Annotated in this window: 23 protein-coding genes; 10 read left to right on the top strand and 13 right to left on the bottom strand. The window is 40.3% G+C overall.

Translation table 11 applies throughout. The annotated features are described in order from the left end of the window. Window positions 1–209 precede the first annotated feature (209 nt). Window positions 210–1,025 carry an exodeoxyribonuclease III gene (gene xthA / locus PROVRUST_RS01385; protein WP_006812879.1) on the top strand — a complete coding sequence of 272 codons (816 nt, stop codon included), beginning with the start codon at window positions 210–212 and terminating at the stop codon, window positions 1,023–1,025. A 60-nt stretch (window positions 1,026–1,085) separates the two neighbouring features. Here the strand turns inward: xthA and PROVRUST_RS01380 are convergent, their stop codons facing one another. The 3 genes from PROVRUST_RS01380 to PROVRUST_RS01370 are packed head-to-tail and all read right to left on the bottom strand — an operon-like array spanning window position 1,086 to window position 4,642. Further along, the gene (locus tag PROVRUST_RS01380) at window positions 1,086–3,032 is read right to left on the bottom strand and encodes a DNA topoisomerase III (protein WP_006812878.1); all 1,947 of its coding nucleotides are present in this window, start codon (window positions 3,030–3,032) and stop codon (window positions 1,086–1,088) included. A gap of 3 nt (window positions 3,033–3,035) precedes the next feature. Beyond that, window positions 3,036–4,079, bottom strand: coding sequence for a selenide, water dikinase SelD (selD, locus tag PROVRUST_RS01375; protein WP_006812877.1), 1,044 nt, complete (start codon window positions 4,077–4,079; stop codon window positions 3,036–3,038). An 11-nt stretch (window positions 4,080–4,090) separates the two neighbouring features. Next, the gene (locus PROVRUST_RS01370) at window positions 4,091–4,642 is read right to left on the bottom strand and encodes an NAD(P)H nitroreductase (protein ID WP_006812876.1); all 552 of its coding nucleotides are present in this window, start codon (window positions 4,640–4,642) and stop codon (window positions 4,091–4,093) included. 386 nt (window positions 4,643–5,028) lie between these two features. On the opposite strand from PROVRUST_RS01370, the gene sppA reads away from it, so the two are divergent. The 3 genes from sppA (at window position 5,029) to pncA (ending at window position 8,730) form a co-directional block, all read left to right on the top strand. Continuing rightward, window positions 5,029–6,882, top strand: coding sequence for a signal peptide peptidase SppA (gene sppA, locus PROVRUST_RS01365; protein WP_039854024.1), 1,854 nt, complete (start codon window positions 5,029–5,031; stop codon window positions 6,880–6,882). Window positions 6,883–7,062: 180 nt separating this feature from the next. Next, entirely contained in the window at window positions 7,063–8,082 is a 1,020-nt protein-coding gene (ansA, locus tag PROVRUST_RS01360; protein WP_006812874.1) for an asparaginase, read from the top strand. 24 nt (window positions 8,083–8,106) lie between these two features. Next, window positions 8,107–8,730, top strand: coding sequence for a bifunctional nicotinamidase/pyrazinamidase (gene pncA, locus PROVRUST_RS01355; RefSeq protein WP_006812873.1), 624 nt, complete (start codon window positions 8,107–8,109; stop codon window positions 8,728–8,730). Window positions 8,731–8,771: 41 nt separating this feature from the next. Here pncA and PROVRUST_RS01350 read toward each other — a convergent pair whose 3' ends face one another. Further along, window positions 8,772–9,062 carry a YeaC family protein gene (locus PROVRUST_RS01350; RefSeq protein ID WP_006812872.1) on the bottom strand — a complete coding sequence of 97 codons (291 nt, stop codon included), beginning with the start codon at window positions 9,060–9,062 and terminating at the stop codon, window positions 8,772–8,774. Window positions 9,063–9,200: 138 nt separating this feature from the next. Next, window positions 9,201–9,614 carry a peptide-methionine (R)-S-oxide reductase MsrB gene (gene msrB, locus PROVRUST_RS01345; RefSeq protein WP_006812871.1) on the bottom strand — a complete coding sequence of 138 codons (414 nt, stop codon included), beginning with the start codon at window positions 9,612–9,614 and terminating at the stop codon, window positions 9,201–9,203. Window positions 9,615–9,969: 355 nt separating this feature from the next. On the opposite strand from msrB, the gene gapA reads away from it, so the two are divergent. Continuing rightward, window positions 9,970–10,965 carry a glyceraldehyde-3-phosphate dehydrogenase gene (gapA, locus tag PROVRUST_RS01340; protein ID WP_006812870.1) on the top strand — a complete coding sequence of 332 codons (996 nt, stop codon included), beginning with the start codon at window positions 9,970–9,972 and terminating at the stop codon, window positions 10,963–10,965. A gap of 199 nt (window positions 10,966–11,164) precedes the next feature. After that, window positions 11,165–12,046: a D-hexose-6-phosphate mutarotase gene (locus PROVRUST_RS01335; RefSeq protein WP_006812869.1), complete on the top strand. Its 882-nt coding sequence runs from the start codon at window positions 11,165–11,167 to the stop codon at window positions 12,044–12,046. A gap of 64 nt (window positions 12,047–12,110) precedes the next feature. Here the strand turns inward: PROVRUST_RS01335 and PROVRUST_RS01330 are convergent, their stop codons facing one another. The 4 genes from PROVRUST_RS01330 to fadR all read right to left on the bottom strand — a co-directional run bounded on the left by PROVRUST_RS01330 (window position 12,111) and on the right by fadR (window position 16,615). Beyond that, window positions 12,111–12,863 (bottom strand): MipA/OmpV family protein, encoded by a 753-nt coding sequence (locus tag PROVRUST_RS01330; protein WP_006812868.1) that lies wholly within the window; start codon window positions 12,861–12,863, stop codon window positions 12,111–12,113. A gap of 169 nt (window positions 12,864–13,032) precedes the next feature. Next, a complete protein-coding gene (alr, locus tag PROVRUST_RS01325; RefSeq protein WP_006812867.1) occupies window positions 13,033–14,097 on the bottom strand; it encodes an alanine racemase in 1,065 nt (354 codons plus the stop codon). A 38-nt stretch (window positions 14,098–14,135) separates the two neighbouring features. Next, the gene (locus PROVRUST_RS01320; protein WP_006812866.1) at window positions 14,136–15,437 is read right to left on the bottom strand and encodes a D-amino acid dehydrogenase; all 1,302 of its coding nucleotides are present in this window, start codon (window positions 15,435–15,437) and stop codon (window positions 14,136–14,138) included. A 461-nt stretch (window positions 15,438–15,898) separates the two neighbouring features. Continuing rightward, window positions 15,899–16,615, bottom strand: coding sequence for a fatty acid metabolism transcriptional regulator FadR (gene fadR / locus PROVRUST_RS01315; protein ID WP_039854370.1), 717 nt, complete (start codon window positions 16,613–16,615; stop codon window positions 15,899–15,901). Between the two features lie 220 nt (window positions 16,616–16,835). Here fadR and nhaB point away from each other — a divergent pair, with 220 nt between their 5' ends. Continuing rightward, window positions 16,836–18,386, top strand: a complete 1,551-nt coding sequence (nhaB, locus tag PROVRUST_RS01310; RefSeq protein ID WP_006812863.1) for a sodium/proton antiporter NhaB — start codon at window positions 16,836–16,838, stop codon at window positions 18,384–18,386. Between the two features lie 211 nt (window positions 18,387–18,597). Next, a complete protein-coding gene (gene dsbB, locus PROVRUST_RS01305; RefSeq protein WP_039854022.1) occupies window positions 18,598–19,113 on the top strand; it encodes a disulfide bond formation protein DsbB in 516 nt (171 codons plus the stop codon). Between the two features lie 53 nt (window positions 19,114–19,166). On the opposite strand, the gene PROVRUST_RS01300 is transcribed toward dsbB, so the two are convergent. The 3 genes from PROVRUST_RS01300 to PROVRUST_RS01290 form a co-directional block, all read right to left on the bottom strand. Then, window positions 19,167–19,472 carry a DUF333 domain-containing protein gene (locus PROVRUST_RS01300; RefSeq protein ID WP_039854021.1) on the bottom strand — a complete coding sequence of 102 codons (306 nt, stop codon included), beginning with the start codon at window positions 19,470–19,472 and terminating at the stop codon, window positions 19,167–19,169. Between the two features lie 37 nt (window positions 19,473–19,509). Beyond that, window positions 19,510–19,842: a DMT family transporter gene (locus PROVRUST_RS01295; RefSeq protein ID WP_006812860.1), complete on the bottom strand. Its 333-nt coding sequence runs from the start codon at window positions 19,840–19,842 to the stop codon at window positions 19,510–19,512. Window positions 19,843–19,949: 107 nt separating this feature from the next. Next, window positions 19,950–21,149: a sugar transporter gene (locus PROVRUST_RS01290; RefSeq protein ID WP_006812859.1), complete on the bottom strand. Its 1,200-nt coding sequence runs from the start codon at window positions 21,147–21,149 to the stop codon at window positions 19,950–19,952. 239 nt (window positions 21,150–21,388) lie between these two features. Between PROVRUST_RS01290 and PROVRUST_RS01285 the strand changes: the two genes are divergently transcribed. Continuing rightward, window positions 21,389–21,610, top strand: coding sequence for a DUF2594 family protein (locus PROVRUST_RS01285; protein ID WP_006812858.1), 222 nt, complete (start codon window positions 21,389–21,391; stop codon window positions 21,608–21,610). Window positions 21,611–21,935: 325 nt separating this feature from the next. Next, window positions 21,936–22,520, top strand: a complete 585-nt coding sequence (locus tag PROVRUST_RS01280) for a hypothetical protein (protein ID WP_006812857.1) — start codon at window positions 21,936–21,938, stop codon at window positions 22,518–22,520. A 33-nt stretch (window positions 22,521–22,553) separates the two neighbouring features. Here the strand turns inward: PROVRUST_RS01280 and PROVRUST_RS01275 are convergent, their stop codons facing one another. Beyond that, window positions 22,554–22,772: an ogr/Delta-like zinc finger family protein gene (locus PROVRUST_RS01275; RefSeq protein WP_006812856.1), complete on the bottom strand. Its 219-nt coding sequence runs from the start codon at window positions 22,770–22,772 to the stop codon at window positions 22,554–22,556. Between the last annotated feature and the right edge of the window lie 190 nt (window positions 22,773–22,962).

Genomic DNA, 22,962 nt, shown 5'->3' with positions numbered 1-22,962 from the left:
ATATAAATAACCAATTGACTTTAAATTAAATTAAAGCATTACAATTATAATTTAAACAATTATTTTTTAATTAAGAACCATTAATTTATTAATTAGATAATTTAAAACAGACTAATAAATTATAATCAAAATATATTTAATAGTTACACTATAGGTAGCATCTGATAGAATCACTTCAGTTATGTCTAATCAATGGGTGATAAATAACCATGAAATTTATTTCGTTCAATATTAATGGACTGCGAGCTCGTCCTCATCAACTGGCAGCTATCATTGAAAAGCACCAACCTGAAGTCATTGGACTACAGGAAACTAAAGTGCACGATGATATGTTCCCGTACGATGAAGTGAGTAAATTAGGCTACCATGTTTTTTATCACGGACAGAAAGCTCACTATGGTGTGGCATTGTTACTTAAAAATGAACCTATTGCTGTTAGAAAAGGTTTTCCTAACGATGACGAAGATGCACAACGTCGAATCATTATGGCGGACATCCAAACCAACCAAGGGCTATTAACTGTCGTAAATGGCTACTTCCCTCAAGGAGAAAGCCGAGATCACCCAACAAAATTTCCTGCAAAACAAAAATTTTACCAAGATTTGCAAGACTATGTGACATCGACTCAAACTCCAGAGTCACAACTGCTAATTATGGGTGACATGAATATCAGCCCAACAGATCTGGATATTGGTATTGGTGAAGTCAACCGTAAGCGCTGGTTAAAAACAGGAAAATGTTCTTTCTTACCTGAAGAGCGTGAATGGCTAGCGAGATTACTTGATTGGGGTTTGGTCGATACATACCGTGAACAACATCCTGACACGACTGACAGCTATTCATGGTTTGACTATCGATCTAAAGGCTTTGATGACAATCGTGGTCTGCGTATTGACTTGTTACTCGCTTCTAAGAAATTAGCAAGCCGGTGCACGGCTACTGGAATCGATCTTGAAATTCGCGGGATGGAGAAACCCTCTGACCACGCCCCTGTTTGGGCTGAATTTGATTTAACAAAAGCCTAAATTATTCATTATTTATACTTAAATTGAGCAGGAGCTAATCATTAGCTCCTTTTTATATATTCAGGTCGCTGACTGGTTCGATTTTTTTGTTTTCCCTGCACTAACTGATTTTTTCGTCCCTTTTTTAGCGCCTTTAGCGTTTGGTGCTGGCGGTAGTTCTCTGAATGCACGCAAGTTAGTATACTGTCGAGCCTGATGGATTAGCTCCACTAAAGTTTGGCTTAATGGCTGCATAAAATCATCGTAGCGTGTCTGCTTTTCACTAATTTGAGTCAACCGAGATTCCCAGTGAGCGGTCATATCGGGTAATGTTGCCATATCAGGTAAAACGTGAATAAGTGCTCGCCCAGCGGGAGAAGCGTGAATATAACGCCCTTTCTTAAAGAGAAATTGTCGCTTAAATAAGAGATCGATAATCCCTGCTCTTGTCGCTTCAGTGCCTAATCCATCCGTTTCACGCAATACTTTTTTTAATGCTTTATCTTGGACAAATCTGGCAATTCCTGTCATCGCTGATAATAAGGTTGCATCTGTGAATGGACGCGGAGGTTGAGTTTGTCTTTCAATCACTTCCCCCTTTTCACATAACAGCTCATCCCCCTTTTTGACGACAGGTAGTGGCATACCGTCGTTTTCGGCATCACGTTCTTTGCCCCCTAAAACCACACGCCAACCAGCCTCTGCAAGGAATCGAGCCTTCGCATTAAACTTACCGTTCTCAATATCTAAATCAATAGTGCATTTACGATAAACAGCATCAGCCATAAATTGAATAATATATTGGCGAGCAACCAACTGATAAACGTTACTTTCATTCTCTGTAAGACGAACAGAGCTGGATTTAGCCGTGGGAATGATGGCATGGTGCGCATCCACCTTTTTATCATCCCAGCATCGATTTTTCTTATCTAATTCAGGTAACTCAAATTCAGTGAGTTCTGGTTGGTGAACTGCAATCGCATTTAATACTGCGTGACGACCGGCAAAGTGTTCATCAGGTAGATAGCGGCTATCCGAACGGGGATAGGTAATGAGCTTATGGGTTTCATAGAGCTTTTGGCAGATATCTAAAACTTCTTGAGCGCTCAAACCATATTTTTTGGCTGCCTCAATTTGAAGTGCGGATAATGAAAATGGCAATGGCGCCACTTCAGATTCACGTTTATCTTGGTATTGAGTGACTAATGCTGGTTTCCCAGTGATCCGGGAAACCACATGCTCAGCGAGAGGACGATGAATTAAGCGTCCTTCCTCATCTTGAAAATCTATACAGGATTCACTCGGCTGCCATGTTGCTACAAAGTGCTCATCTTGCGGAGTAACAATATGAGCTTTCACTTCAAAATAATCTTTCGCAACAAAGTGTTCTATCTCTTCATCGCGCCTAACCACCAACCCTAATACTGGCGTTTGTACTCGCCCTACAGAAAGAACCCCTTGGTAACCGCCTCGTTGCCCTAATAAAGTATAGGCGCGGGTCATATTAATACCATATAACCAATCAGCGCGAGCTCGTGCCAACGCCGAAACACAAAGCGGAATAAACTCACGATTCTCACGTAAGCGCTCGATCGCACGCTCAACGGCCTGCGGATTTAAATCGTTAATTAAACAACGCTTTACATTCTTACGTTTATCAGAAGGAAGATTAAAGTAATCCAAGACCTCATCCACCAGCAGTTGCCCTTCTCTATCAGGGTCTCCTGCGTGAACAACTTCAGAGGCTTGTTTTAGTAACGTATCAATCGTTTTCAATTGTTTGGTTACTGCGGAGCGCGGCTTTAGCTGCCATTTTTCGGGAATAATAGGCAAATCTTGCAGATTCCAACGCGCATAACGCGGATCATAAGCATCCGGTTCAGCTTGTTCTAATAGATGTCCAATGCACCAAGTCACCATTTGGTCATCACCACATTGAATAAAGCCATCCCCCCGACGATGAGGTTTTGGCAGTACATCCGCAATTGCCCGCGCGAGGCTGGGCTTTTCCGCAATAAACAAACGCATAGATTAATCTATCACTTCAATTAAAGGCACATTGTCCTGTGGAGGTAATAATTTACCGACAGACTGTAACAAAACACCTTGCTGCTGTGCAATGTCTTTAATTTTAGAGACTTCCGTTGGTTTTACGGCAATCAGTAGTCCACCTGAGGTTTGAGGATCACACAGTAACTTACGTTGCATATCTGTCATTGGTGCGATGAGATGCCCGTAGCTATCAAAATTACGTTGTGTCCCACCGGGTACACAACCTGCTTCAATATACTTTTCAACATCCGCAAGTTTAGGGATTTGACTGAAGGAAATCTCAGCGCGTACACCGGATCCTTCACAGATCTCACTTAAGTGACCTAAAAGACCAAATCCAGTCACATCAGTCATTGCTGTAACGCCATCAAGAGGGGCAACAACCGCACCCAACTTATTCATTTGGCACATGATTTCTGCGGCAAGATGTTGATGCTCAGGCAGTAAAAGGCCTTTTTTCTCCGCTGTTGTTAATACACCAATGCCCAGTGGTTTGGTTAAAAACAGTTCGCAGCCTGCGGTTGCAGCACTATTTTTCTTCACAAAATCGGTATTGACTACTCCGGTAACCGCCAGACCAAAAATAGGTTCTAGTGTATCGATGGAGTGTCCTCCTGCTAATGATATTCCTGCATCAGCACAGGCGGCTCGTCCACCCTCAATGACTTCACGTGCAACTTCAGGCGGCAATTTAGCAATTGGCCAGCCTAAAATAGCAATCGCCATAATCGGCTTTCCGCCCATAGCAAAAATATCGCTGATCGCATTAGTCGCGGCAATACGCCCAAATTCAAATGGGTCATCAACAATTGGCATAAAAAAATCAGTCGTACTGATGATACCAATACCATTACCAAGATCATAAACCGCGGCATCATCTTTGGTTTCATTTCCCACTAACAAGTGCGGGTCATGGAATTTAGCGAGTTCTGAATGCAGGATTTGCTCTAACACTTTTGGCGCGATTTTACATCCACAGCCGGCACCATGGCTGTATTGGGTCAATCTAATTTTTTCTGTCATGTTGTATCTCTTTAGAAATGCGTCACAAATCCATTCATGTCTGGTAACTGAACTTTAGATGGCGCTTTTAATTCAGGAGTTCCCAGATAAAGGAAGCCAACAATGTGGTCATTTTCTTCGCAGCCAAGCCCTTCACGAACCACGGCATCTTCAGTCCAAGAGCCTGAACGCCAGATACCACCAAATCCTTGAGCTACCGCGGCCATTTGCATAGCTTGTACTGTACAGCTTGCTGCGACAATTTGTTCCCATTGAGGAACTTTAGGATGGTCAGTAACTTTGGCGATAACGGTGATAATCAGCGGGGCACGGAAAGGCGCATTACGTGCTTTTTCTTCAACTTCTTCACCAAGCTTACCTTCAATTGCCGCTTTCTCAAGTAATTGACTAAAACGCTTGATTCCTTCACCCTGCATGACGATAAAATGCCATGGTTTCAGAGCCCCATGGTCAGGTGCTCGCATCCCTGCCGCTAAAATATTATCTAATTGCTCACCTTGCGGTGCTGGGGTAGTCAGCCTTGAAGCTGAACGGCGGTTCAACAAAAGCGTTAAAGCATCCATATTGGTCTCCGATTAAGAGTAAGCTGATGTAGCAATCAGCAGAACAGAATTATTATCCATTTAAATGATTACTTTTGTTGATGATATGAAATCGAACTTAGCGTACTAATCATATTTATTAATCAACAGAGTATGGCTCATTAGTAGGATTAATTCATTGAATTATATCATTTCCAACGAGTGAAAAATATCATTCACCCATTGTACCTCGCTCATAACGGTTTTGTTATGAATAATCCTGTATTACATTAGTGAACAATTGTATAGGAATGAATCTATTGGTTAATTTAAGTATTAATCAGTAATTAATTAGATGATATTCTAAATTATTCGTGTGTCATGCCGATGATGCAAACTATGATGAATATCCTTCAACTGGAGATAAAATGCGACAACTCTGGGACATCTTCGCCACTATATTTAAATTTAGCTGGCGAGCGATCAACTTTATTCGGGAACTGATTTTTAATGTCATTTTCTTTGTATTGGTATTTGTAGTTATTGGTTCCTACTCCCTACTTCAATCTGAGGATAAACCAGAAAAAAATTATTTTGGTGCTCTTGTTGTCGACCTTCAAGGAGTTGTGGTTGATCAGGTTTCCTCTCCAGATCCTTTTGGTCGCATGAGCCGTGAGCTACTTGGTACATCCAACAACCTCATGCAGGAGAATTCTCTATTTGATATTGTGGATACGATCCGTACCGCTGCAGATGATGACCGCATCACTGGCATGGTACTGCGCTTAGATAACCTTGCTGGCGCAGATCAGCCGTCAATTGCTTATATTGGAAAAGCAATTGAACAGTTTAAAGCCTCTGGTAAACCCGTCTATGCCGTCGGTGATAGTTATAGCCAATCACAATATTATCTTGCTAGTTTTGCTGATGATGTTTTCATTGCACCACACGGTAATGTCGGTGTGTATGGTTTCTCTACGAATACACTGTATTACAAATCCTTATTAGAAAAGTTAAAAGTCAGTAGCCATGTGTTCCGCGTGGGAACTTATAAATCAGCCGTAGAACCCATGATGCGCGATAATATGTCACCAGAAGCGCGTGAAGCCAACCTTCTTTGGCTAAATACTCTTTGGGATAATTATTTAAAAGCCCTTGCGGATAACCGCCAAACTAAGCCCGTCCAAATTTTCCCGGGTGCAGAACAGTTGATCACTCAGCTTCGTGCCGTTAAGGGAGACAGCGCACAATATGCTTTACAGCAGAAACTCGTGGATAAAATCTATACACGTGAACAGTCTGAAGATATTTTGTCTAAGCATTTTGGATGGAACAAAGAAGATAAAACGTTTAACAGCATCAGCATCTATGACTACTCAAGTAAAATTGCCGAAACCAGTAATGCTGCAGGAAATATTGCTGTCATCGTGGTTCAAGGGGCAATTATGGATGGCCCTCAAACTCCGGGAATTGCTGGGGGAGAAACCATCGCAGCTCAAATTCGTGATGCACGATTAAACGACGATATCAAAGCCATCGTATTGCGGGTCAATAGTCCTGGAGGAAGCGTCAGCGCTTCAGATCTGATCCGTAATGAACTGGCAGCCGCCAAAGCTTCAGGTAAGCCTGTGGTAGTTTCCATGGGCGGTATGGCGGCATCAGGTGGTTATTGGATCTCGACACCTGCAGACTACATCATTGCAAGTCCAAGCACGTTAACGGGTTCTATCGGCATCTTCGGAGTTATTAATACCTTTGAAAATTCACTAGAATCTATTGGTGTATATACGGATGGTGTTTCAACATCACCCTTAGCCGATATTTCTCTCACCAAAGGGATCAGTCCAGAATTCGCTGATATGATGCAAATTACCATCGAAAATGGTTATGAAACATTCATTGGCTTAGTTGCTAAGTCCCGCAATAAGACACCAGCAGAAATTGATAAAATTGCTCAAGGCCGTGTATGGACGGGTCAAGATGCATTAAACATTGGCTTAGTTGATAAACTTGGTGATTTTGACGATGCCGTAAATAAAGCCGCTGAACTGGCTAAAGTTGATTCCATTGAACTGGACTGGATGCAACCTGAGCTCTCATTTATGGATCAGTTAATTCTTGAATTGTCCAATAATGTTCAAGTGATGATGCCGGATGTACTGCAAAGTTTCTTACCACCGGCTGTTGCGACTGACATTCGCCAGCAAGCACAATTTTTCTTAAAAATGAATGATCCTCAAAATCGTTACGCATTTTGCCTAAACTGCGCCGATATTAACTGATCACCGTTCCCCTCTAATCTCGAATTAGAGGGGAATTCCACTCATGTAAATCCCTCTTGCCACAACATCAATCTGCAAAATATTGTTTTAGCCATAGATTATCACCTTCAAATAGGCCAAAATCCTTATAATCCAAATTATTAATACACAGAACTTCATCTGTCATCATTAGGTAAAGCAATGCAGAAGAAATCGATTTATGTCGTCTATACTGGGGGCACCATTGGGATGCGTCACTCGCCACAAGGCTATATCCCCGTTTCTGGTCACTTACAGGCTCAATTGGCACAAATGCCAGAATTCCATCGCCCAGAAATGCCGACATTCACCATCCGTGAGCACCATCCCTTAATCGACTCTTCTGATATTACGCCTGAAGATTGGCAAAATATTGCCAATGATATCAGCGAAAATTACCATCAATATGATGGGTTTGTGATCTTACATGGTACCGATACCATGGCGTTTACTGCGTCAGCACTCTCTTTCATGTTTGAAAATCTGAAGAAACCTATTATTGTGACAGGGTCACAAATACCCTTGGAAGCTTTGCGTTCCGATGGTCAAACTAATCTGCTGAATGCGCTCTACTTAGCTGCAAATTACCCGATTAATGAAGTTGGCTTATTTTTTAATAACAAGCTGTACCGTGGCAATCGTACCGTTAAAGCGCATGCAGATGGTTTTGAAGCTTTCACCTCACCAAATTGCCCTCCACTCATGGAGGCTGGGATTCATATACGTACGTTCAACACATGCCCTGCACCGATTGGTATTGGTGAGTTAATCACGCATCAAATTACGCCTCAGCCTATTGGAGTGGTCACATTATATCCGGGCTTATCTATTGAGATCGTTAGAAATATCTTACAGCAACCCGTTAAGGCGCTAATTCTACGTTCTTATGGCGTCGGAAATGCTCCTCAGCAACCTGAATTATTACGTATCCTCCGTGAAGCCACTTCCCGAGGCATTATTGTCGTCAATCTAACCCAATGTATTTCTGGACGGGTTAATATGGAAGGCTATGCAACGGGTCATGCTTTAGCCGAAGCGGGTGTTATCAGTGGCTACGACATGACATTTGAAGCCGCTTTAAGTAAATTACATTATTTACTCAGCCAAAATTACACTTCTGAGCACATTCGTGAGTTAATGCAAAATAATCTTCGTGGTGAACTGAGCTATACAGATGAATAGCCAGATAAATAAATTGAGGAAATAATGAAATCCGCCTTACTATTAGTCGATTTACAGAATGATTTTTGTACTGGTGGCGCACTGGCTGTCAAACAAAGTGAACATGTGATTCACATTGCCAACCAAGTAATTGATATCTGTCAGCAAAAAGATATTGTTGTGATCGCCAGTCAAGATTGGCATCCAGTTGATCATTTAAGCTTTGCCAATAATTCTGGTCAGCCCGTCGGAACCCTTGGGCAGCTAAATGGGCACCCTCAAGTCTGGTGGCCTGTCCACTGTGTTCAAGGTACCCATGGTGCAGATTTTCATGCTGAGCTCAATATCAATGCTATCCAAGCGGTATTCACCAAAGGGGAAAATCCGCAGGTCGATAGTTACAGTGCTTTTTTTGACAATGACCATGTGAGCCAAACTCAGCTACATGATTGGCTACAGCAACAACAGATTGACCATTTAATTATTCTTGGGATTGCAACGGACTATTGCGTTAAATTTACGGTGTTGGATGCATTAAAACTTGGCTATCGAGTAGATGTACTCGCTGAGGGTTGCCGCGGCGTCAATTTAGATGCTGAGGATAGCGATAATGCACTAGCTGAAATGCAAACTGCAGGTGCAAAGCTTATCAATATCAATGCACTATAAGATGGTTCATCCCCGCTAAATCAGCGGGGAAAATGGAGAACTTAATCATTTTCTTGTGGTTTGAGTGTTGCGAGTCTATCTCCCTGGAATAGGGATTTTAATTCTTGCTTGCTCTTCATGGTGATTTGACCATCAGTACCGACGGTCATATGCTCTGGATCATGGTTATGACGAGATTGCCATAACATCACCATCTGCAATGTGTTTTCTTTCTGTTCCGGAGTAAGTACCACTCCATCAGGCCATTTACCTAATTCCACTGCAGTGACTAAACGCTGATAAATTTCAGGGGTCATGACAGACAGTAAGTGCTCTATTTGTTGTTCATCCATTTCTACGCTCACGTTAACGCCTCACAAAATCAATTAAACAAAATAATGATCATTCTTTTTATTCTGAATAGATAAACCAATGCCTTGGCTGAATCGTTTTTATAAACAGTATATTTTTATTCAGCAAACTTCAGCACCCTATCCATCAGTCTTCTCGCCAGTTTCATCATCGGTAAAGCTTAACGATGCTGAATTAATACAGTAACGCTGACCGGTTGGTTGTGGGCCATCGGGAAATACATGCCCTAAATGCGCATTACAGTGTTCACAACGGACTTCAATTCGATGCATTCCATGAGAAAAATCTTCGATAAATTTTATCGAACTTTCTGTAATAGGCTGATAAAAACTTGGCCAGCCGCAACCCGCATCAAATTTAGTATCAGAGAGAAATAAGGGGGTACCACAACATAGGCATTCGTACACACCCTCTTTACGGTTATGCAATAATTGACCACTAAAAGGAGGTTCCGTACCGGCCTGCTGTGTAACATGCAGTTGGATTTGGTTAAGCTTTGACAAATCAATAGTTTGTTTATTTTTACTAGACATTGATTACCTATACTTTTTTGAACAAGATTCCTACTAAAGCCATAATACGCCAATTTCAAGCAACAAAAACTTAACAACACTTTGAGGAAAACTATTCTAGACTATTAAGGTTAGAACTTTACGTTTTGATTTGTGACATTCCTCACATATATCACTGATGGATGGTTTCATTATGCTGAACAATCCCGATAATACGTGCGACTAGATTTGCTGCTGAAGTGTCTGACAAATATGCAGATAGTGGTTTCAGAATTGATTTTTTTCAATAATTGACACGATTCCGCTTGACGGCTGGCAAGGTTTTGGTAACTTTAACTACAACTTAATTCACGAATAAATAGCTGGTGGAAATACTATGACTATCAAAGTAGGTATTAATGGTTTTGGTCGTATTGGCCGTATCGTTTTCCGTGCTGCACAAGAGCGTTCTGACATCGAAATCGTTGCTATCAACGACCTGCTCGACGCAGAATACATGGCTTACATGCTGAAATATGACTCAACTCACGGCCGTTTCAACGGTACTGTTGAAGTTAAAGATGGTCACTTGGTTGTTAACGGTAAAAAAATCCGTGTTACAGCCGAAAGAGATCCTGCAAACCTGAAGTGGAACGAAGTCGGTGTTGATGTTGTTGCTGAAGCAACAGGTATCTTCCTAACTGACGAAACTGCTCGTAAACACATCGAAGCAGGCGCGAAAAAAGTTGTATTAACTGGTCCTTCTAAAGATGACACCCCAATGTTCGTTATGGGTGTTAACCATAAAGCTTACGCAGGTCAAGAAATCGTTTCTAACGCATCTTGCACAACTAACTGCTTGGCTCCACTGGCTAAAGTTATCAACGACAAATTCGGTATTGTTGAAGGTCTGATGACAACAGTTCACGCAACGACAGCTACTCAAAAAACTGTTGATGGTCCTTCTCACAAAGACTGGCGTGGTGGTCGTGGTGCTTCTCAAAACATCATCCCATCTTCAACTGGTGCGGCTAAAGCAGTTGGTAAAGTTATTCCTGAGCTGAACGGTAAATTGACTGGTATGTCTTTCCGTGTTCCAACTCCAAACGTTTCTGTTGTTGACCTGACTGTACGTCTGGCTAAACCAGCAACTTACGCACAAATCTGTGATTCTATTAAAGAAGCAGCTGAAGGCGAACTGAAAGGCGTTCTGGGCTACACTGAAGATGATGTTGTATCTACCGATTTCAACGGCGAAAAACTGACTTCAGTATTCGATGCTAAAGCAGGTATCGCGCTGAACGACAACTTTGTTAAACTGGTTTCTTGGTATGACAACGAAACTGGTTATTCTAACAAAGTTCTTGACCTGATTGCTCACATCTCTAAATAAGAAATGTTAAGCTATTAGTGTGACTGAGCCGCCTTTTGGCGGCTCTTTTGTATCCATTGAAGTCTGACTCAACATACTCCAAGATGCGTGTAGAGCTTCAATTGTATGCAACTTGCAGTATCGTGAGTTTGTTATATTGTTATCTCTAGCCACTGAGCTATCGCCATGACTACAGACCAATTACTACAGGCGCAAGACTATGCATGATAAAATTTTTGCTTTACCTGTCATTAAGCAACTTTCTCCTTACATTACCCAACGCCAACTTGGGGAATTACCCCTTATTGTTATTTCTCATCCGAAAGTACGCGGCGCTGTCAGCTTGCAAGGAGCTCAATTAATTGATTGGCAACCTTCAGGTCAAAAACCGTGCCTTTGGCTAAGCCCAGAAAGTGCCTTTCAAGAAGGTATTGCAATTCGAGGCGGGATCCCAATTTGCTGGCCATGGTTTGGTCCTGTAAGTAGCCCTAGCCATGGCTTTGCTCGAATTTCACCTTGGCAGTTCACCGCTCATAATGAACATGACTGTGGCGTGATCCTCACCTTTACGCTATCTGATAGCGAGTCGACTCGTAAGCTGTGGCCTCATGCATTTACGTTAATTTTACGCATGAAGCTCGGGGAAACTTGTGAATTAGAGTTAGAAAGCCATGGTGACTTTGAAGCGACAGCAGCTTTACACAGTTATTTCAATATTAGTGATATTCAAAAAGCGACTGTGTATGGCTTAGGTGGGCACTATATTGATAAAGTTGCTGACAGAGAAATTTATGCTTCAGAGCCACTAAAATTCAATAAGCATGTAGACCGTATCTATACTGAACCTGAGGAATACAGCTTATTACGCGATGATGGCTGGGAAAGAACGATTGAACTCCACCATTATCATCATAGTGATGTCGTTTGCTGGAATCCATGGGCGGAACTCTCTTGCAGTATGCAAGATATGCCAAATAATGGCTATAAACAGATGGTATGCGTAGAAACTGCCCGCATCCACAATCCCATGAAATCAGAAGATCAAAATCCGGCACGTTTATCTTTAGTGATGGTTTGTCGCGAAAATAGACCCCAAGACTAAAAACAAAACCCCAAAATGAAAAATCATATTGGGGTTTATTTTAAGAAACGTTGTTAAACGTAACTTAGAAAGTGTAAGTCACACCACTCCACAAAATTGCAGAATATGATTTGTTAACCATTGGGCTATCTTTCACTTCGTTTGATAATTTATCAACACGCCCCATCGCAAATAATGTCCAATTATCAGCAAAACGGTAGTTACCTGATAACTCAACATATGGAGTCCAACTAGAGCCCGGCTGATAGCGTGCTAAACCGCTATTTCTCGATTCTTTAGAACTAACTCCGTATTCATAACGGTTTTGCTTTTCGCTATCCCATTTAATACCAATACCTGGGGTTAATGCCCAACCATTGCTTTTGAATGAATATAAATAAGCGGCTTCACCACGTAAACCTTTACTGACGCCAAGCATATCACCAGAACCAATAAATCTTAATGTACCCCAGTCCGCATTGTGCTTATAGGTAAATCCACCCATCACCGTATCACGACGGCGATCCAGTTTACGCATGGATTCGTTATCATTTTCTTTTGGTTTGAAGAATTGAGGGTAATAATAAGCATCGATAGAAATTTGATCGACTTTGTCGTTCCATAAATAGTATCCAACCGCTAAGGTACGAAAGTAAAAATCCTCACTTTCATAGTTAACCATCGGAACTGGCGTTAAATAATCGCTGGACTTAATTCCTTTATACGGCGTTGCTTGTGCTAATACAGATGCACCAACAGACCAAGTTCCTGCCATAGCAGCACTAGACATTGCACTCAGAACAAGAGCAAGTGTGGTTACTTTAATTGTTTTGGACATATTAAATTAAGCCTAAAAATTTTAGATGGTTTGACAAAAATTATGTGTTACGCGGAAAGCTTACCGCAAATTCGCTGTATACATCACATTTAAAGCTAAATTCAGTGAATTGTCTATCTTTCTCATTAATGATTACAAATTAATAACCCATCTATATAATAAATTATGATTAAAAATCAATGGGGACGCGCCTTGCAAGAGCGCATAATAATTCGTAACCGATTGTACCTGCTGCTTCAGCTACGTCATCTACAGGGATATTTTGTCCCCATAATTCAACGAGAGAGCCTAATTTAGCATCCGGGCAATCACTGATATCAATGGTTAACATATCCATAGAAACAGCCCCTAATAATGAACAACGCATTCCATTGCACCATACGGGTGTACCTGATGGGGCATGTCGTGGATAACCATCCGCATAACCACAGGCTACTGTTGCGATATGCATCGGTTTAGTCGTAGTAAACTTACTACCGTAGCCTATTGACTCACCAGCTTGAATTTCATGAATAGCAATAATTTCTGATTGCAAAGACATTGCAGCTTGCAAATTATACTTTTCAATATCCGACCATTTACCGCTAGGTGAAGCACCATACAGCACTATTCCAGCTCTGACCCAATCATAATGCGTATTTTTGTGCCATAAAACAGCACCTGAGTTAGCGATACACGTATTCAAATGCAAGCCATCAAATTGCATAATTTTCTGCAATGGTTGATCTATTCCAGAAGGTATATCTGAGTTAGCAAAGTGGCTCATTAACGTCACATTTTTGACATTCGCCATACTTTGTAATTTGGATACAACGCTCACATATTCTTCCGTAGTAAATCCTAAACGATTCATCCCACTATTTAGCTTAATATAAACGGATAATGGCTGATGGAGAGTCGCTTGCTCAATCGCAGTTAATTGCCAGTGACTATGAACGCTCGTTGTCAGCTGATACTGGTCAATAACCTGCAAATCTTCCTGTTGGAAAAAACCTTCCAGCAACAATATAGGACCTTCCCACCCTTCTTCACGTAATAAAATAGCTTCATGTAAATCGAGAACAGCAAATCCATCCGTATTTTTCAGCCCACGCCAAACCCGATGAATGCCATGCCCATAAGCATCTGCTTTAAGTACTGACCAAATCTTTGCTGCCCCAATATTCTGTCGAATCACGGATAGATTATGTTCTAAACTTTGTAAATGAATAACCGCACGAATTGGGCGAGGCATCGCTCTTCCTTACTATTTAATTATTTTCAACCGCTCAATTAACGCGCTGGCGATAAATGATTATTTGTTACCAATTGAGTATTAAAACCATCGATATATCTAAAAATAGATAGATCATCAGCAGCAATATCTGGGGTGTTTCCAGAGATTAAATCGGCAAGCAGTTTCCCTGAACCACACGCCATAGTCCACCCTAATGTCCCATGCCCTGTATTTAAATATAGATTGCTATAGGCAGTCGGGCCGACGATAGGTGTACCATCCGGCGTCATAGGGCGTAATCCTGTCCAAAACTGAGCCTGACTGATATCTCCGCCGCCATGATACAAATCTTGTACCACCATTTTTAAGGTATCACAGCGTTTTTTCAATATATCAAGATTAAAACCAACGACTTCAGCCATTCCACCAACACGGATACGATCGTCAAATCGCGTCACCGCTATTTTATAAGTTTCATCAAGAACGGTAGAAACTGGCGCATGTGCTTCGTCAACAATTGGCATGGTGAGTGAATAGCCTTTAAGGGGATAAACGGGGATTTTTACTAATGACTGTAGGATTGCGGTAGAGTATGAGCCCATAGCAACAACGTAGCGGTCTGCGACTAAGGTTTCTCCATCGATTTGAATACCGCTGATACGTTTATTATCCGTTAAAATATTTTCCACATGGCAACCAAACCTAAATTTAACCCCCGCTAATTGTGCCATTTTAGCGAGTTTTTTCGTAAATTGCTGACAATCTCCGGTTTCATCATTAGGTAAACGCAATCCTCCTGTCAGTTTATGCTGTACAAACTTTAATGCAGGCTCTGCTGTCACTAATTGTTCCGCGGAGAGTAACTCATAAGGAACACCTTCTTGCTGAAGTATTGCGATATCATTTGCAGCATTATCAAACTGCTTGGTAGTTCTAAACAGTTGTAACGTTCCACCTTCCCGTCCTTCATAACTGATCCCAGTATCCGCCCTAAGCTGCCTAATACAATCACGGCTATACTCAGCAATTCTCACCATTCGGCTCTTGTTCATGGTGTAATGCTGCATATCGCAATTTTTCAGCATTTGCCACATCCAACGAAGCTGAAATAGACTACCATCAGGCTTTATCGCTAGAGGAGCATGCTTTTCAAACATCCATTTGACTGCTTTTAACGGAATGCCTGGAGCCCCCCATGGAGTTGCATAGCCTGGAGATATTTGCCCTGCGTTACCCGCACTGGTTTCTTCCGCAACATCCATTTGTCTATCAACCACTAGCACTTCATGACCTTCTTGCGCTAAATACCATGCTGTCGTGACACCAATAACACCCGCACCTAAAATGAGAACTTTCATAGAGCCTCTCTAGAACCAAATGTATTTAATGATTAGAATAATATTCTAGTTTTTATTTTCCAATACAGTTGATTAACATTTTTAACAAAAAAGTTAAATAACCCACAAAAATTCCATTCTCATTCGTCTTTCGCTATTTTATTCCAATCAAAAAATAGCCTAATCTTTTCATTTGCCTTATATATCAATTGGTTACTTTTAATTTTCTTTTTATTGTTATACGTGTGATATAAATTAAACAGAGTTTTATATTTAAAATTCAATAGAATATCCTGAATAACTTTTTTATCGCCAAATATCGAAAGCCAACACAGTGAAGAATTAACATCCAAAAATAATTAAAATTACAATATTTAAAACCAAAAAATACCATATGGATGATTTAAGCCAATCATAATAATAAAAAAGCCAGTGCTTATTTAGCACTGGCTTACAAAAAGAACGGATAACTATTATTCGGTTTAGATATTTTTAGCTAGGTCTGATGGCATAGCACTTTGCATATTATGCCAAATTGCCCCACTATCCTTACCATAATTTCTAACGCAGTCCATAATGCGGTCATAAGCTTGCTCACGGCATAAATTGCTCAGCTGCTGGTAAAAGCTAAGGGCTAAACGACGGGCTTCTGGATTAGAAAAATAGTAACGACCAACACGGGTATATAAGCCTCTCAGACCATTAATGATCAGCCCATAGATAGGGTTACCTGATGCAAATGCTAGACCACGGAAAATATTGTAATCTAAGTCACTAAATGCATCCGAATTATCTTCTACTTTATCCTTACCCGCTAACACTTCTAATGACTCTTCTGGGTTATTACGAAATGCAGTACGGATAAAAATCGCGGCAATATTGGTACGAACCGCCAGTAAATTATCAATTAATTGAGGTACTCTGTCATGGTCGAGTTTGGCAAGTGTTTCAAGAATATTTAATCCTGAAGTCTCCCAATAGTTATTCACTTTAGTCGGTTTACCATGCTGGATAGTTAGCCACCCATCACGAGCTAAACGCTGTAAAACTTCTCGCAACGTCGTTCGTGTAACACCGATTAGCTCAGATAGCTCGCGCTCAGCCGGTAAAATTGATCCTGGTGGAAAGCGGTTGTTCCAGATACTTTCAATAATATACTCTTCCGCGAAACCTGCCGGACTTTGAGCTTTAATAACCATATTTTTATTATTCCAAACATTTTTAGACGGGCTGTGAGAAATCATATCAGATTGTCACTATCTGAGATAGTTAGCTTTCCAATAAACCATTGGCTAATCGTAAAAACCTCATATAATTAATGCATTATCTATTAGCGAATAAGCTTAATTTATGTAAAAGATAAGAGTAGTATGTAACGTGTAGTCACACAACACCAGTAAAAGAGGTTCATAAATCATAATGGATTTTAGTCTAAAAAGAGCATTTTTGAAAAATTTCTTAGGAAACTCTCCTGATTGGTTCAAACTTGTTATCATATTGTTTTTAATAATAAACCCAATTGTATTTTATTTTATTAACCCATTTATTGCCGGTTGGTTGTTAGTCGTTGAATTCATATTCACATTAGCCATGGCTTTAAAATGCTATCCGCTTCAACCTGGTGGTTTATTAGCCATTGAAGCTGTACTGATTGGCATGACCACCCCAAAGCAAATTTCTCATGAAATTAGTAATAATCTTGAAGTTATCTTGCTATTGATCTTCATGGTGGCAGGTATCTATTTCATGAAACAGCTTTTGCTGTTTGTATTCACAAAACTACTGATAAACGTACGTTCTAAACGAATTCTCTCGCTATCATTTTGCTTAGCAAGTGCGTTTTTATCTGCATTTTTAGATGCATTAACGGTCATTGCAGTGGTAATTAGCGTTTCAATTGGTTTTTATTCCATCTATCATCAATATGCGTCTCGTCAGCACAGTAATACTGATTTGCAAAATGACAGCTTCATTGATACCGCTGAGAAAAAACAAACTTTAGAGCAATTTAGAGCCTTTTTACGTAGCCTCATGATGCATGCAGGGATCGGTACGGCTCTGGGTGGAGTCATGACCATGGTGGGAGAACCTCAAAACCTCATCATAGCTAAGCATGTAGATTGGGATTTTATTACTTTTTATCTGCGTATGGCTCCCGTCACTATCCCTGTCTTTTTCTGTGGCTTAATAGTCTGTTTCTTAGTCGAAAAATTTAAGCTGTTCGGTTATGGGGCTGAATTACCCGAAACCGTTCGCCAAGTACTCACTGAGCATGATAAAAAAATGAGTGCTAAGCGCACAAAAAAAGAGCAGGCTCAACTTATCATTCAAGGGATAATTGGTATCTGGCTTATTGTCGCTTTAGCATTCCATTTGGCGGATGTAGGCTTGATTGGTCTTTCTGTCATTATTATGGCTACCGCTTTTTGCGGGATCACCGAAGAACATGCTTTAGGTAAAGCATTTGAAGAAGCGCTACCATTTACCGCGCTACTTACTGTCTTTTTCAGCGTTGTCGCCGTGATCATTGATCAGCAGCTTTTCACGCCATTTATCCAGTTTGTACTTCAATCCTCAGAGTCATCACAGCTTTCATTATTTTATCTATTTAACGGATTATTATCCGCTGTATCTGATAACGTCTTCGTAGGAACGGTGTATATTACTGAAGCGATGAAAGCGGCTAATGAAGGCTTAGTCTCGATGGAGCAATATCAACATCTTGCGGTAGCAATCAATACAGGAACCAACTTACCTTCTGTAGCGACACCAAATGGTCAAGCGGCATTCTTGTTCCTATTAACTTCAGCATTAGCGCCATTGATTCGCTTATCTTATGGGCGGATGGTATGGATGGCTTTGCCATATACCATCGTGATGACCATTGCAGGTTTATTAGGTGTAGAACTTTGGTTAATTCCAGCTACTGACTGGATGGAAAGTATAGGGCTAATCACCATACCACGCTAATAGTACCTATCTACTCATCTATTTTAAGCCGCATGATAATGAAATGCCCCCCCATAGTTGGACAACCAATTACTGGGGGGCTCTTTATAATGCGGCTTTTTTGTAATAAAACGTAAAATTTAATCTATTATTATTTTATTCTCATTTTGTCGCTTTTTTTATCATTCAGATAAAGGCAAAATGGAGCATCACTGATTAAGGGATTTTATTTATGTTCAGATTTTTTAATTACTGTTCACAGGGACGATCTGCTTGGCTACTCATGGCATTTACTGCCTTTATGCTTGAGTGTGCAGCCCTGTATTTTCAGCATATTATGAAGTTACAACCTTGTGTTATGTGTATTTATGAACGCGTTGCATTGATGGGTATTATTGCGGCAGGCTTAATTGGTGCAATTGCACCTAAAAATACACTCGTTAAAGTGATTGCTATCGGTATATGGTTGTATGCTGCATGGAGAGGCTTAGAGCTTTCATGGGAACATACCATGCTACAGCTGTACCCATCACCATTTGCTTCTTGTGATTTTTTTGTCAACTTCCCTGATTGGCTACCTCTTCAAGAGTGGGTTCCATCGGTATTTGAAGCGACCGGTGATTGTGCTGTAAGACAATGGGCATTTTTAGGTTTAGATATGCCACAGTGGCTAATTGGTATTTTTGCAGCTTACTTACTCGTGGGTATTATTGTCACTATTAGTCTATTTTTCCCTACCAAAAAATAACACTTAATAAATAGTCCATCGTTTCATTAATTGATGGACTATTCATCACTGATTTATATGCAGGCTCCACTACGGATCGCCGTCACCGCACAACGTCGACCATTGGCAAATTGGCAGACTGGCGTTTTCTCACCATTCAACTCTAAGTTTAATGAAGGCAAACCACCCGCAGAAACACAAGCTTCTTGAGCTTCTGGTCCTAAATTTACGACTTGCTGCGCATAACGAGCACCTGAATTTTCAGCCCGTGTCATTTTTTGCGATTCTGAGTTACTACACGCGGTCAATAAAATCGCCATCATTGTAGTCGCTCCCACCGTAATCACCGTTTTTAACAGAGTGTGATTTTTCCTTTTCATTCTTTTCTCCAATAATATCAAACTCTGTTTTGCCTCATTAGTGAGTACCACTTTTTGAAAACAGATTGATGATTAAAACGCCGACGATAATTAATAGCATACCAATAATTGCTGGTAAATCGAGTTTTTGGTTATAAATATAGATCGCAGCCACAGAAACCAAGACAATCCCTAATCCTGACCAGATAGCATACGCAATCCCTAATGGCATCACTTTAACAACTTGTGATAATCCCCAAAACGAAATAGCGTAACCAATAACCACAATTAATGAGGGCCAGAATCGACTAAAACCGTCGGAGGCTTTTAATGTAGTAGTGGCAATCACTTCCGCAACAATAGACATTAATAAGAATCCTAGTCCTTTCATTATTCACCTTTATTTATTCATCAATCTAAAATTTTGCAGAAATTTAACACAATAAAAAGCACCCTACTAACGTTTAATTAATACAGTGCAAAATGAATTAAATAGACTTAATGATCGGTGACTAACACTTGTTTGCCACTAAATACCGTCCTATAACGTATATAGATAAACAAACACCAAGTGAGAGCCAAGATACTGATGACCGCCCCCACATAACCAATGTTAGTCATACCCATATGTGTAATAACTTGATTGCCTAATAACGCGCCCGCACCAATACCTATATTGAATAATCCAGAGAAAATAGACATAGCCACATCCGTCGCATCAGGCGCCAAATCAAGAACCTTGACTTGAATACCCAGACTAATGCACATAATGGCAATTCCCCAAAAAATAGAAATACCGACAATGGTCCAAACGTTGCCACTTAATGGCATAAACAGAGCCAAACAAATCGTGAGTAAGACAATCGATGCAGGTAAGAATGTGAGCGTAAAACGGCTACTGTAGCGACTAAATAACACACTACCAAAAATACCCGCGCCACCAAAAATCAATAATAGTAGAGTAGCAAAGTTTTGACTCTGTAAAGCGACATCACGAATAAAAGGCTCAATATAACTGTACGCCGTAAAATGTGCCGTAATAACTACTGTAATCAATACAAATACACCGACTAATGCGGGACGTTTAAAAATAATAGGTAAGCTTTTTAAGGAGCCAGAATGTTCGCTTGGCAAACGCGGTAAAAAACGTAAGAGCACAATCATAGTAAATAAAGCAAGCACACCAATGCACAAGAATGTGACTCGCCATCCCATCCATTGCCCTATCACTCTGCCTAGAGGTAACCCCAATACCGTAGCAAGTGCCGTTCCCGTCGCTAATAAGCCCAATGCTTGAGCCTTCTTACCCGATGGTGCAACACGGATTGCTAATGAAGCGGTAATGGACCAAAAAATAGCATGTGATAATGCAATGCCAACACGAGCGATAATCAATACTTCAAAGCTCCATGCTATCCCGCACAGAATATGACTGAGGATAAATATAATAAATAGGATCCCCAATAACTTTCGCCTCTCAAACTTGCCCGTCAATAACATTAAAGGTAAGGACATAACGGCAACAACCCATGCATAGATGGTGATCATCAACCCTGTGTGGGCAACCGTCATGTGGAAGCTTTCTGCAATATCACTGAGTAATGCTACAGGAACAAATTCGGTCGTATTAAAGACAAAAGCAGCAACGGAAAGTGCTAATACACGTATCCACGCTGTGGTTATGGAAACCTGGGACATGGTTTACTACACCCTATTGATGATAATTAAGGCCAATAATAGCCTTTAGTTCATTTTTGTGAATAATATCACACTAGTCATTCATCTTTAAAGGATTGAAAATCCTCATAATCACTCAATGCCCACATAGCAGGATAATTCATTTACCTTCCTATATCCCCCTAGTTTGAAAAGCGACAGATTTGTTTCTTCTATGCTACAATCTGCAAATTACTTTTTATCCTTACAGGAATTCATAAATGAAAACCCATTTTCCAACAGAGCCAGACGTAAATACCTTAGCTGATGAAGTGACTTGTTTAAAAAATTTAGTAACTCACATGCTTAAAGCTATTGGTCAAGCCGATGCAGGTAAAATCCTGATCAAAATGCAACGTGAAGTGGCTTCAATGGAAGACGATAAGCAGGCAGAGACATACAAAAATATCTTAGAACAAATTAAAGCGGGTTATCGTCAATAAGATATTTAACGATAAATGCGATTTTGGATTATTGTAGGTAAAACGCATTTCAAACTGCACAAAAACCTAAGTATCAATATCTAAAATCCTTTATCTTTGATCTCGAATTAAACCATTCTTTATTCATTTAGCTCCCCCTTCAGATCCCTATGAAGGGGGCTTTTTTTTGCTTCTAATTTACTGTTTTATAAATGGATTTATAAGACGACATCCACATCTCATCCACGATGTAACCCACCTTTAGCTTTAGCCCCTCTTCATGAGGGGCTTTACTTATCCTCAAAACCAGACTTTAATTTAAGTCCAATTTAATTGAGGGCATGTAATGACTAACTTCTTTTCACGTTCAACTAAAAAACTCGTAGCTTTCACGTTCCTATCATGTGCATTTTCGAATCTTGCCTATTCCGCTAATTATCTTTTGGCTAAAAATGACTGCACAAAACAAAATCATACATATGCAACAGCAAGCGATGCTATGGAATATTTCAGTGATTTTTACCCAGAAAATAACTCGCTTGAGATTATCAATAAATCACCGTTAAAAATTAGACTGTCTCCTCAAGCTGTTAGCGATGATCATACTGATGTAAAAGAATTATTGGCTAAACGTGCAATTATCTATGGTATCTACCGCACCTTGATTAATACGCCCAATGATAAAGTTACCGTAACATCTTATTTGGTGGATTTTGATGGTAAGAAACTGAAAGGCTCCCCTGAGTACACAACAACCATCACTAAACCACAGGCATTAGAAATCACTAAAAAATATATTCCAATACATAACCTTGATGATCTGATAGATGAAAGCTGCTCTTTCACTGACCAGTTTAATGAATTGAGATTTGATGACAGTGGCAAGAAAGGTTTTGATAAATTCTTTAATGAATTAGTCAATGCAGGTTAATCATTATTGCCCCTCATATTGAGGGGCATATTTTTATAATGACAAAGAGGCTTGCTGATATTTATCAGGGTGGGGGTTTACAGCTTCTACAAGTTTAGGTTTAACCACAAATCTTGATACTGATTCATGACTCACAAACGTTGTACCACAATTAATATTCTGGCACTGGTTATAACGTTCTTTGGTTTCTTTTGAGACTTGCTGAGAACTACGGGTATGAGCTGCGTAACCGCAAAGAGGACAATTCATCATGATAATATACCTTTCGTCATGATGTTAATATTGCATACAGTATAACATGTGATTTTATACAGTGTTAATTTTCTTCTCCTGCCATATCTAGATCTGAAACTTTTACCTCAAGCTCTAATGCGCTCATATATCCACTATCATTGAGTGAATGAACAACCCGCGTTAATGTCCACTCAGCATTATCAATTTC

This window comes from Providencia rustigianii DSM 4541, from assembly GCF_000156395.1.
GTDB classification, from domain to species: domain Bacteria; phylum Pseudomonadota; class Gammaproteobacteria; order Enterobacterales; family Enterobacteriaceae; genus Providencia; species Providencia rustigianii.
The sequence above is the reverse complement of the archived record's forward strand: the minus strand, read 5'-3'. Positions and strand labels throughout refer to the sequence as shown.